At 74.3% G+C, this 11,899-nt stretch carries 6 protein-coding genes; all 6 read right to left on the reverse strand.

Features of this window, described 5'->3' with window-relative positions; translation table 11 throughout:
• Positions 1-59: 59 nt before the first annotated feature.
• The 6 genes from OHA34_RS03960 to OHA34_RS03985 all read right to left on the reverse strand — a co-directional run bounded on the left by OHA34_RS03960 (position 60) and on the right by OHA34_RS03985 (position 11,898).
• Positions 60-551, reverse strand: a complete 492-nt coding sequence (locus tag OHA34_RS03960; protein WP_285943302.1) for an acyl-CoA thioesterase — start codon at positions 549-551, stop codon at positions 60-62.
• Positions 548-6,187 (reverse strand): SDR family NAD(P)-dependent oxidoreductase, encoded by a 5,640-nt coding sequence (locus OHA34_RS03965; protein ID WP_329520732.1) that lies wholly within the window; start codon positions 6,185-6,187, stop codon positions 548-550. The genes OHA34_RS03960 and OHA34_RS03965 overlap by 4 nt, the downstream gene beginning before the upstream one ends.
• Positions 6,184-7,251, reverse strand: coding sequence for an enediyne biosynthesis protein UnbU (locus OHA34_RS03970; RefSeq protein WP_329520733.1), 1,068 nt, complete (start codon positions 7,249-7,251; stop codon positions 6,184-6,186). Before OHA34_RS03970 ends, OHA34_RS03965 begins: the two co-directional genes overlap by 4 nt.
• Positions 7,248-9,215 carry an FG-GAP repeat domain-containing protein gene (locus OHA34_RS03975; protein ID WP_329520734.1) on the reverse strand — a complete coding sequence of 656 codons (1,968 nt, stop codon included), beginning with the start codon at positions 9,213-9,215 and terminating at the stop codon, positions 7,248-7,250. Before OHA34_RS03975 ends, OHA34_RS03970 begins: the two co-directional genes overlap by 4 nt.
• Entirely contained in the window at positions 9,212-10,186 is a 975-nt protein-coding gene (locus OHA34_RS03980) for a DUF1702 family protein (protein ID WP_329520735.1), read from the reverse strand. Before OHA34_RS03980 ends, OHA34_RS03975 begins: the two co-directional genes overlap by 4 nt.
• Positions 10,187-10,575: 389 nt before the next feature.
• Positions 10,576-11,898: an ABC1 kinase family protein gene (locus tag OHA34_RS03985; RefSeq protein ID WP_285943296.1), complete on the reverse strand. Its 1,323-nt coding sequence runs from the start codon at positions 11,896-11,898 to the stop codon at positions 10,576-10,578.
• Position 11,899 lies beyond the last annotated feature (1 nt).

Consider the following 11,899-nt stretch of genomic DNA (forward strand, 5'->3'; position numbering starts at 1 on the left):
AGTAGGACTGGGCGGCCCGCCGGAATGTGACAGGCCGGGCGGGACGCCGGAAGGCGGCCCTACTGCTCCGCCGGGCCGGCCGGGGGCTCGCCCGCGGTGCGCAGCGTGATCTCGCCGTTCTCGGTCCGCGCGATATAGGGGCGCAGGGCTGCGCCGAGCTCGTCCGGGATCTTCTCCGGGACGAGCCCGTCGCCCGTCCGGACCATGCACGCGACCGTCTGCTCGCCCCGCGCGACCAGGAGCGCCGGGCCCCGGCCCACCCGGTAGTAGTCGAAGGCCATGGTCATCTGGTTGCCCTCCTGGCGGACGAGGGTCATCCGCACTGACACCTCGTCGAGCGCGAAGAGCTCGGAGAAGTACTCGCACGAGCACGACACGGTCACCAGGGCCAGATCGCGATGCAACCGGTCGATGACCTGCGGGGCCTTGTCGGCGAGGAAGAGCTCGCGGCAGGCGCCCTGCCAGGACAGGTAGCCGGTGAAATACACGTTGCCGACGACGTTGGTCTCGGCGAACGTCACCCGGTGCCCGAACTCGTAGTACGGCCTCACGTCCGTCCCTCCACGGCCACCGCGAGCGCGACCGGGCCGTCCAGTCCCCCGATCGTGAGGACCACCGAGACCACCTCGTGCGCGCCCGCGCGCAGGACCACCCACCCGTTCTCGTAGACGCCCTGGACGGTGAGGGACTCCGGTGACCCGCGTCCGGCCTTGGAGAGGCACTCCCGCACGGTGCGGAGGCGGCTGCGCACGTGCGCGCCGGGCTCGTCGGTCAGCTTCCCGAGCCGGTCCGCCAGCGCGGTCCGGTCATCGTCCGCCCGGTCGGTGACCCGGTCGCAGGCGACCAGGCCGCCCGGCGACACGGCCACCGCGAAGCCGCCGGCGTCGTCGCGGTTCCAGCCGGGCTCCGCCGCCGGCCCGGTGGCGCCAGCGTAGTTCACGGTGAGGCGGAGGTTCGCGCCGGGCAGCAGGGCGCGGAGACTTCCTTGCAGGTAGGGGCCGACGAGGACGGGCTCCAGACGGGGAGCGAGCTGGAGCGGCCCGGTGTCGCGCAGGCGCAGCCCGGTCCAGCTCAGGAGGGGTTCCCCCGCGCCGTCACCGAGCACCACGTCGTAGGTGTAGTCGTCGCCGTCGTGCGATCGTTCGACCGCGTCCAGGACGAGCCCGCCTCCCCCGTCGTGGTCGCCGTGCACGGCGAAGTGGTCGCAGCCGACGGGCAGCAGCCGCCGATGCGGGACGCACGCCTGTAGGACGTGGACGGAGGCGTCGTTGCGTGCGACGTCACCGAGGACCGCGCCCGCCGGCCCCTCCGGACGGTCTCCGCTGAGCAACGCGGTGCACGAGGTGGCGTCCAGGTGCTCGTAGCGCAGCAGCCGCTGGAAGCAGGGGCCGTGGAAGAACGTCGGCCCGTACAGCGTCCGGCCGTCGTGAGGCGGAACGCCGCCGTGCCGGCGCGGAACCTTGGGCGGCTCCCCGGCGCCGGTGACGGTGCCGGAGTAGTGGTCGACCGCGAAGTCGGTCTCATCGCTGCGCAGCACGATCCGCACACCGCCGCCCTCCTCGGCGAGCGCGCACACCCGAAGCGTCCGGGCGCCCTCCTCCGGGACGATGACCGGACGATCGAAGCGGCCGTCGGCGATGCCCGCGCGACGCTCGCCGGTGAGCATCACGGCGGCCTCGGCCATCATCTCCAGCGCGCTCACCGCGGGGAGGACCACCATCCCGTCGATGCGGTGATCGGCCAGGTGGGGGGCGTCCCGCAGGCTCAGCCCGGTCTCGATGACCAGCTCGACTCCGGGCGTGCGCGTCCGCACGCGCACCGGGACACCGGTGGTCTCCTGCGCCGCGGTCTCTTGCACGGTGGTCTCCCGCGCGGCGTCGTCGAGTTGCGGAAGGCGGCCGGTCGCCAGGACCGCGGGTCCTCCCGCCGCGGACTCCGCGATCTCCGCGAGGAGCCGCACGCCCGCCTCGACCGGCAGCGGCGTGACGCCCGCGCTGGTCAGGGCGTCGAGCACGTCGAGGCGTTCGCCCATCCCGGCGCCGGACCAGGCCGTCCAGTCGACGTTGCGGACCCGGCAGCGGGGAAGCTCCCGGGCCAGCACCCGGGCGAGTTCGCGCTGGCGGCCGTTGGCGAGGGCGTAGTGGGCCTCGCCGGGCAGGCCAAACCGGCCGATCACCGAACCGTGGGTGATCAGCAGCCGGAGCGCGCCGCGGTCGAGGGCGCCGAGCAGGGTGCGCAACCCGTGATGCTTGGGAGCGGCGTGCTCGGCGAAGTCCGCCGCGTCGAGGTCGGTGAAGCGGGCGGGCCGGTTGACGGCGCTGCCGTGCACGACTCCCCGTACGGGGCCGAGCCTCGCGGTGAAGCGCCCGATCGCGGCCCGCACCGCCGCGGGGTCGGTCACGTCGGCGGACTCGTACTGGAACGCCGTCCCGGCTCCGTCCAGCCGGGCCAGGTTCGCGCGGAGCCCGGCATCGTGTGCGGGCTCGCCCCGTCCGACGAGGGCGAGCCGCACCCCCCAGCGCTCGCCGAGGAAGGCGGCGGTCTCCAGGCCGATCCCCCGGGCCCCGCCGGTGACCAGGAGGACGTCGCCGGGGGCGAGGGGCGGCCCGTCCGGCCGGGACGGCGCGGGACGGTAGGTCGTCTCGCACGTCCGTCCCGCCGCGTCGATCACGATCTCGGCGTGCCCCCGCCACGTGCCGGCCAGCGCCGCGGCGGTCGCGGCGGCGGACCTCGCAGACGCGACGCCGATCCACCGAAAGTCGAGGCCGGGGTGCTCCTGGGCGAGCGTGCCGACGAATCCCGGCGCGGTGTCGCCGAGGTCCACCACGGTCAGCGGCACACCGGACCCGACCGCGCTCGACGCCGCCTCCACGAGCCATTCGGCCGCCCGGTCATCAGGGTCTTCGGGCAGGAACACCACCATGGCGGGCGGAGCCCCGGCGGCGACGTCCAGCAGGGGCTCGACGGCGGAACGCAGCGGCCCTTCCCCCGAGATCCGCCAGTCGCGCGGCGGCCTCTGCCCGTCCGGCCGAACCGGGGACGGGACGCCGGTCAGGACCCGGTGCCACTCGGCGACGCCCGCGGGTACGCCGCCGCCCGGCCCCGCGGACCGCTCGGCTTCCGGCAGTGCCGCGACGACCGCGGCCAGGTCGGCGACGGTCGCGGTGGCGAGGGGCGGCGGTGCGGACGGCACCGCGCGCCCGAAGCGCACGGCCGCTTCGACCGCGAGCTGCGTGCTCCTGAGGGAGTTCAGATGAAGGTCGCTGAGCAGCGCGTCATGGTCGCCGACCATCTCGACCGGCAGTTCGAGGACCTCGGCGACCAGGGCGCGCACCACGTCCAGCGCGTCGCCTGTCCGGATGCCCGGATCAACGCCTGTCCCCACCCCCGGCCCGTCGTCCTCAGGCTCCTCACGGGCCGTTCCGCGTGCAGCGGCGGGGGCTGCGTGCTCCGGCTCGGCGGGGAGCCGCGGGGCGCTCTCGCACGGGTTGGCGAGGAAGCGCGGCGGGCGTTCCAGGTCGAATGGACGGTGGAAGCGCTCGGCGAACAGCGCCTTGAGGTCGCCGACCGCTCCGGCCGCGAACAGCGCACCGGTCGCCCGCGCGACCGGCTCGGCCGACTCGGCGCCCGCGTCGAGCGCGATCACCGGGACGCCGGTGACCGCCGCCGCCAAGGCGGTGAGCGTCTGGCCCGGACCGCACTCGACCAGCAGGTCGCAGCCGTCCGCGAGCGACTCCAGCGCGGCCCGGAACCGGACCGGCCCGGTGATCTGGTCGGCGAGCAGCCCGCGCAGGTCATGGTCGGCGGCGAGGACGGCGCCGGTGACCGTGGAGTGCACCCGCCGCCGCAGCGGGCCGGTCCGGACGCCGCGCAGCAGCCGGGCGAACTCCGGCCGCGCGGCGGCGACGGCGGGGGTGTGGAAGGCGTGGCTGACGTCCAGCCGACGGGCCGCCACCCCGGCGCGGCGGGCGCGGCCGAGGACCTCCTCGACGGCGGCGAGCGGCCCGGCGGCGACCTGCGCGACCCCGTTGTCGGCCGCGATCACCAGCCCGGTACCGGCGATCAGCTCGGCGACGGCGGCGGGCGGGGCGGCGAGCGAGACCATGCCCGTTCCGGGGGCGCCGGTCTCGGCCATGATCCGTCCCCGGGCCGTCACCAGGTCGAGCGCCGCGTCCTCGGCGAGCGCACCCGCCCAGCACAGCGCGGTGATCTCGCCGAGGCTGTGCCCGGCCGCGGCCACCGCGTCGACCCCGATCCTGGCGAGCCAGTGCAGCCCGGCCATCGAGGTCCGGAAGACGGCGGGCTGGGCCACGGCAGTGCCCGCACCCCCTTCCCCGGCCGGGGCGCCGATGGGCGGGCCGCCCAGATCGGGCAGCAGCACACCGAGGGCTCCGGCCCCCGTCCGCACCGGGGCTCCCTGGCCTGGGAACAGCAGGCCGACCCGGCCCGCGGCGCCGCGTCCCAGGTAGACGCCCGGACCGGCGACCAGGCCGGGCCAGTCGGACCCGCCGAGCAGCGCCGCGGCCCGGCGGGCGCGGCGCGCCAGCTCGCCGGGGTCGCCGGCGACCACCGCCGCGCGGAACGGCGGCGCGGCGTGCGCGCCGGACTCGGCGAGGGCGGCGGCCATGTCGATGTGCTCGGCCTCGGACATCCCGTCGGCGCGGGCCGCCGCGCGCTCCAGCGCCGCGGCGAGGTCGGCGGGCGTGTCGGCGGTGAAGGCGAAGACCTCGGCGTCGAGGCTCCGCCGGGCCAGGCGCCGCTCGCGGACCGACAGCCCGCGGGCGCGGCGCGGGACCGCGGCCTCCAGCACGACATGGGTGTTGATGCCGCCGAACCCCACGGCGCTCACCCCGGCCCGCATCGGCGCATCGGGCCACGGCGCCGCCTCCCGGACGATGCGCAGCGGCGTCCCGGAGCCGCGCAGCGACTCGTGCGCGTCGACGCATCCGACGGTCGGCGGGACGACCTGATGGTGCAGCGCGAGCGCCGCCTTGATCAGCCCGGCCGCGCCGGCCGCGGCCTTGGTGTGCCCGATGTTGGCCTTGACGGAGCCGAGCGCCGCCGGGGGCAGCCACCGCCGACCGCCCTGGACCTCGATCAGCGCGCCGATCTCGGTCCGGTCGCCGACCTCGGTGCCGGTGCCGTGCCCCTCGAACAGCGCGACGGTCTCGGGCCCGAATCCCGCCCGCGCGTACGCCCGGCGCATCGCGAGCATCTGCCCGGCGCGCTCGGGCCTGGTCAGACCGCCCCGCCCGTCGGAGGACACGCCCCAGCCCCGGATCAGCGCCAGCGGCCGGTGCCCGGCGGCGACCGCGTCGCCGGCCCGCATCAGCGCGACCATCCCACAGCCCTCGCCGGGGAGGAACCCCGTCGCGCGCGCGTCGTAGATCCGCATCGCGGACGTCGCCAGCGCCCCGATCCGCGCGAACCCGACGAGCTCGAACGGGTCGAGGCTCAGGTCGACGCCGCCCGCGAGCGCGAAGTCGAGGTCGCCGTCCACCAGCGCGGCGCACGCCGCCGTCACCGCGAGCAGCGAGGACGAGCAGGCGCCGTCGACGGTGTAGCCGCCGCCGCGCAGGTCGAAGTGGTTGCAGACACGTCCCGCGATGGCGTTGGCCAGGCCGCCCACCAGGGTCTCGTCCGTCGGCTCGGGGAAGGGCTCCTTGAACCGCCGTTCGAGCCGCGCCATCAGGCCGCCGAGGTCCCCGCCGGCCCAGCCCTCCGCCGTAAGGGCGTCCTGGACCACCCTCCGGACGTACGGCCAGCGCAGCCGCAGCAGCGACGCGCGGCTGAACTCTCCGGCGAGGGTGTTGCCCAGCACGACGCCGGCGCGTTCGCCGTCGAGCCCGCGCCCTTGGGGGAAGCCCGCGGCGGCCAGGGTCTCTGCGGCCACCTCCAGGGCCAGCCAGTGCGTGGGGTCGGTGACCCGGTACGCGGCGCCGGGGACGCGGTGGGCCGCCCGGTCGAACGTCCAGTCCTCCAGTACCGCCGCGGACCGCACGTACGTCGAGTCGGGCCCGCCGCCCCCGTAGTCGCCGAGGTCGAGCCGCTCGGGCGGGATCGGCCGGAAGGCCCGCCGTCCGGCGAGCACCGTCTCCCACAGCCGTTCGGGGCCGGCGGCGTCGGGATACCGGCACCCCGCGCCGACGATCGCGATCGTGCCGGGGGCCTCCCCCGCCGGGGTCATCGCGCCTCATCGGACGAGGCCGCGCGGGCCGGCTCGGGGGACGGCCCGTCAGCCGCCCCGGCCGTTCCCTTCGCTCCGTCCGCTTCGGCCCCGTCCGCCGGAGCGTCCGGCACGGCCCGCGCCTGGTGCTCCGGCGGAGGCACCGGTGCGGCGGGCTCGCCGACGCGCCGCCGGGCCGACTGCGCGCCGAGGGCGAACGCGCGCAGGGCGCACACGATGACCAGCGCGAAGAACAGGCCGTAGACCACGTGGACGGCGACCAGCAGCCCGTAGACGCCGGCCGTGGCCGCGCCGAACCAGAACTGGTTGCGCGGCCGGAACGGGGTGGTGCCCGGGTCGGTGATCATGTAGTTGGTGAAGAGCACGAAGGCGACCCCGGTCATGGCCAGCAGCGCGCTGGCCGTCGCGGTGCCCTCGACCGTCGTGCGGACGACCGCCTGGAGGGCGAACCCGCCCACCCAGCCCAGGATCAGCGGCACCTTCTTGGTCAGCATCGCGTTCAGCATCGTGCCCGAGACCAGGATCAGCGCCGGGACGACCCAGTCGAGCGCCCCGCCGATCCACTCGGTGAACTGGTAGGGCGGAGCGATCCCGACCCACGGGAAGAGCACCAGCACGACCGCGATGCCCAGGTTGGACGGGTTCATCACGTGCCGGACCTTGCCGTTGATCCGGATCCGGATCAGGTACTTGGAGGTGATCCCGACGGCCACGGCTAGGACCACCGGCCCGAGCCTGCTGTTGGCGTACAACAGCATCGCGCAGGCCAGCGCGGTGATGTGCGCGGGGAGCAGGAACTCCATCAGCGCCCGCGGGCCGCCGGCGAACTTGCGCGGGCGCTGCGCCGCCCAGGCGTCCAGCGCCTCCAGGCCGAGCTCCAGCACGTAGGCCGCGGCGAGCGCGGCGAGCGGTGTGGCGTACGCCTGCTCGAATCCGAGCACGGTGTGCCCGAGCACGGTGAACACCGTGATGGAGAGCGCGAACCGGCGCAGCGCGATGAGGCGCGGGTCCTTGGCCGGCCGCGCGGCGGGCGGTGCCGTGGTGGGCGTGGTCGCTGAGCTCACGGGGTCATCTCCCGGATCGAGCCGTCGGAGTTCAACAGGAGGGTGTGCCAGCCCGGGGTGGGCCGGACGTCGCCGGTACGGCGGACACCGCAGGCGTCCCGCCAGGACAGCGTGACCGGCACCGACGCCGTTCCGCGCTCGAGGCCGAAGAGCAGCTCGGGCGAGGAGGCCCCGGCGTGCCCGTTGGTCGGGTAGACCTGCCCCACCCGCACGCCCTTCGTGCGGCCGTGCAGCTCGGCCGCGGCCCCGACCGCGGGCGTCACCGCGCTGCCGCCCGCCGTGCCCGCCGTGCCCGGGGTGCCCGTCCCGGCCGGACGAGCGGTTCCGGCGGCGCAGCCTCCGGCCGGGCGCACCAGCCGCAGCCCCAGGTAGGGGGGACGGTTCGTCCTGGTGTTGCGGAAGAGGTACGACCGGCCCCACTGGTTGGCGATCGCGTAGTCGAGCCTGCCGTCATGGTCGATGTCGGCCAGCCCGATGCCGCGGGTCACGCTCGAGTCGTCCACACCGAGCCGCGCGGAGATGTCGTGGTAGCGGCCGTCGGTCCCCCGGACGAAGAAGGGATCGTGGTCGTCGCCTGAGACATCGTCCTCGCCGGGACGGAAGTCGGGCCACATCGCGGGGTGCGCCAGCAGGTCGTCGTTGGTCATCGCCAGCTCTTGCAGCTGGGGCCAGCGATCGACCCTGCCCTTGACGAACCCGGTCGCCTGGACGATCTGGGTGCTGCCGTCGCCGGCGAAGTCGCCCGCTTTGATGTCCCAGCCCCAGCCGCTGCGGGACAGGCCGAGCGGCTCGCTGTGGTCGTCGTACTCGACGACGTCGCCGCGCAGGATCCGCCGGCCCCGGCTCATCCAGGCGAAGTTGCTCTCCAGCAGCCCGTACGTCTCGGTGATGTTGCTGACCAGCATGTCGGGCACCGTGTCGCCGTTGAGGTCGGCGAACGCCACCCCCATGCCCTTGAACGAGTCCTTGCCGAGCACCTTCGACTTCGGCGTGGTCAGGTGCCGCCGGCCCTGGACGAGCCGGAACCGCACCCTTCCCGGGCGGGAGAGGTTCTGGAAGAGCCGGTCGGGCCCGAAGTCGTTGGCGAAGTAGAGCTCCGGAAGGCCGTCGCGATCGAGGTCCTGGGCGCCGACCGCCAGCGTCCACCCCTGGCCCTCCCGGTCGCCGAACGGTTCGGGGACCTCGGTGTAGGAGGCCGACGGGCGCGCGCCGCCCTGCCCGGACCGCCACAGCAGCACCCTGTTGGGCCCGCCGTTGTAGGCCGCGGACATGGACCGCTGCATGACCAGCTCGCGCTGGCGCGCGTGGACGTCGAGCACGCGGGCGCGGTCGGGGAAGTAGTTGCCCACGATGATGTCGCTGTGCCCGTCGCCGTCGACGTCGGCCACCGAGACCGCGTCGGTGTTCCACACCTGGGACGGCCTCACCAGCTCCTGGGCGGTGAAGGCACCCGGATCGCCGAGCGCCACCGGCGTGCGCAGGAACAGCACCGGTGAACGTCCCCAGTAGGAGACCAGCAGATCGGTGCGGCCGTCCTCGTTGAAGTCGCCGGGGGTGCAGACCATCGGCGCCATGGTCGCGTCGTAGGGCAGCCCGGCCGGCGTCAGCCGGGTCGGCGGCATCCGACGCCCCGTCCCGGGCGCCGGGGCGAGCGTCACCGAGTCGTCGCGGGGGTCGACCAGGCACACGTCGTCGGCCCGCCCGTTGCCGTCGACGTCGGCCAGCGCCACCGCGGCGCCGACCGCCGAGATCCAGTGCTGGATGTGCTGGTAGGCGGGGGCCACCGGGCGGGCGATCCGCTGCGGGCCCGTGCCGTTGAGCGCGACCTTGGCGAACGAGAAGCGCTGTGCGAGCCGCGCGTTCTCGCTCGAGGACTCGGACGGCAGGGCCGCCGTGTACCAGGCCACGAGAAGCAGCGCGATCGAGAGGATCTGCACCAGCCGGGTGCGCAGGCCACCGATCATGTCGGGACACCGCCGCTCTGGTTCTGCCACGCGTTCCGGATCCGGGCCCGCCAGAACTGGTAGGCGGCGACGTCGTCGCCCCGGCCGGTCGCCTCGGCGAGGGCCGCGTCGGTCCATCCCGCCGCGACCTTGACCGGGACCCCGCACAGCGCCAGCGCGGCCGGCTCGCAGCGGTCGGGCACCTCGCCCGACAGCACGTGCGCCTTGGCGGCGAAGGCCGCACCCTGGGCGAGGTGGTCACGGTGGCCGGCGGCAGCATCGGAGAGCCGGGCGAGCACCTCGGGCGGCTGCGCGCCGGTGTAGACGGCCGCCAGCCCGATCCCCGCCCACACGTCCGCGCGCCGTTCCGCGGGGAACGCGCCGATGATCCGCGCGATGTGCGCGGGGTCGGCGCAGGTGTGGAACCACAGCGCGCGCCCGATCCCCTGGTCGCGGACGGGGCGGACCGCGCCGCGCGCCGCGCGCTCGATCCGCTGCCGGGCGAACACCGTCTCGGGGTGGAAGTAGGCCTGGTGGAAGCCCCATCCGTCCCAGGCGAGCCAGCGCGACAGCCCGGTGCCGTCCTTGATCCCGCGCCAGGGCCGGACGCGCAGCCGGGCGAACGCCCACCCCGCGCCCACGTCGATGAGGTGGAGGTAGCGGCGACCGGAACCGGCAAGCAGGTCGTTCAGGCCCCGTCCGCGGGACAGCGTCATGAGGTCCAGCAGCGTCCGGCTCATCGCCGCGCCCTCGTGCGCGAAGCCCCGCAGTTCGTGTGGGACCGCGCCGAGGTCGAGGGGCCCTCGGCGGACGGCGAGCGCGGCGTTGTAACCGGTCGCGAATGAGCCGACCACGGTTTCGAGCCGGTGCCGGATCTCGGGATCGCCCAGGGCGAACAGAGCATGACCGGTCTTGTCGGGCGCGATCCGGTGCGGGTCGAGCGCGAAGGGCCGCAGAAGCCTTGGACAGAGCGGGGGGCTGTTCAAAGTCACTTATCGACCTCCGCCGGGAAGTTGGACCAAATCCAACAACTAGTTAATATTAAAGCGAATAGTCAAGACCGTCTGACTTGACTGACCAGATCCGGACAGCTCACTTTTGGTCGACTTTTCAGCGTGTTATGCTCCGCCGCCAGAGAAATTCGAAACTCTTTCACGATCGACATCATTCCAGGTCAGGGCGCGACCATCCGGCCGAGGGCGTCGACGATCTATCAATTCGAGCGCTCATCGGTTTTTATCGGACAAATTATTACAAAACAATCACGATGGGAGATCTTGAATACGGTCCGTGGGTCGCATTTCTCTCCCACGAACTCTATTCATTTCGCCGGATATGGTCACTCGACCGAGAGGGAGAACTTACCTGGAGGGAACGCCCCTCAGAAGAATGCGGGCGCGTCCTCATGGTCGGGATCCTCGTGGTCGGGATCGCCGTCCATGGCGAGCAGGCCCTGCATCGCGTACGGGGCGGCCTCTAGCTGGAAGTCCATCGACGGGTGATTCCTGCGGACCGTGCCCTCCAGGGTGAGCAGGCAGAGCATCGGGAAGGCGAACTCCGGTTCGGCGAGGAGGCGGTGCCTGCGCTGGAGGTCGAACAGCTCGACGCAGAACGCCGAGAGGCTGAAGCTCCCGGCGGTCAGGCCCGCGTTCCGGACGACAAGCTCGGCGACCCGCTCGCGGAACGCCGCGACGTCGGCGTCCCGTGCGGGGCCCCGCACGGTCGACAGCAGGACGCCGGCGCACGCCTCGCCGTCCCCTCTGACCATGCCGCCGAAGAACTCGGTGAACTTGCGGCGGGCCTGCCCGCTCATCTGGAAGACGAGGCCGGCGTCCAGCAGCACGACCCTCCCGTCCGGCATGAAGTAGACGTTGCCCTGGTGCAGGTCGACATGGACGAGGCCCTCGACGAACAGCATCCGGTAGACGGCCCGGGTCAGCTCGGTGGTCTGCGCCCGGCGGTACTCCGGCGGCAGCGCGCCGGCGCGGGCCCGATCCAGGCCCTCGACGAACTCCATCGTGATGACGCCGTCCCCGCACAGCTCGGGGACGATGTCCGGGACGACCACGCCGGGAGTGTCGGCGAAGACGTCGTGCAGGCGCCGCAGGCACTCCGCCTCGGCCCGGAAGTCGAGCTGCCGGACCAGCAGGTCGCCGAGCTGCCCGGTGATCTCGCCGACCGGCACCCGGCGGAGCGCGGGGAGGCCGGACGCGGCGCGCGCCAGCCGGCGCAGGATCGCGATGTCACCCGCGATGGTGTCGCCGACGCCGGGACGGCGGACCTTCACCGCGACCGCCCGGCCGCGGTACTCCGCGCGGTACACCACCGCGATCGACCCGCCGGCCACCGGCGGCCGGGTGAACGCGGCGGCGAACCCGTCCGGCAGCGGGCCGAGCCCGGCCCGCACCGCCCGCAGCGCGGCGGGCCCGGTGGGCGGGGCGACGTCGTCGTGCAGCCGGCCGAGCGCGGCGGCGACCGGCTCGCCGACCAGGTCGACGCGGGTGGCGAGCAGCTGCCCCGCCTTGATGAACGCCCCGCCGAGCCGTTCGAGCAGCCGGGCGGTCTCGGCCGCGAGGCGGTGGGTGCGGACCTCGCCGGACGAGGTCGCCGCGATCCAGACCATCCGCGTCAGCGCGGGGCCGCCGATCGCGGCGATCGCGGCGACCCGCCCGGCCAGGATGCGCCGGCGCGTCTTGGCGGCCACG

It is taken from the genome of Spirillospora sp. NBC_01491 (assembly GCF_036227065.1).
In the GTDB taxonomy this organism is placed as follows: Bacteria; Actinomycetota; Actinomycetes; order Streptosporangiales; family Streptosporangiaceae; genus Spirillospora; species Spirillospora xylanilytica.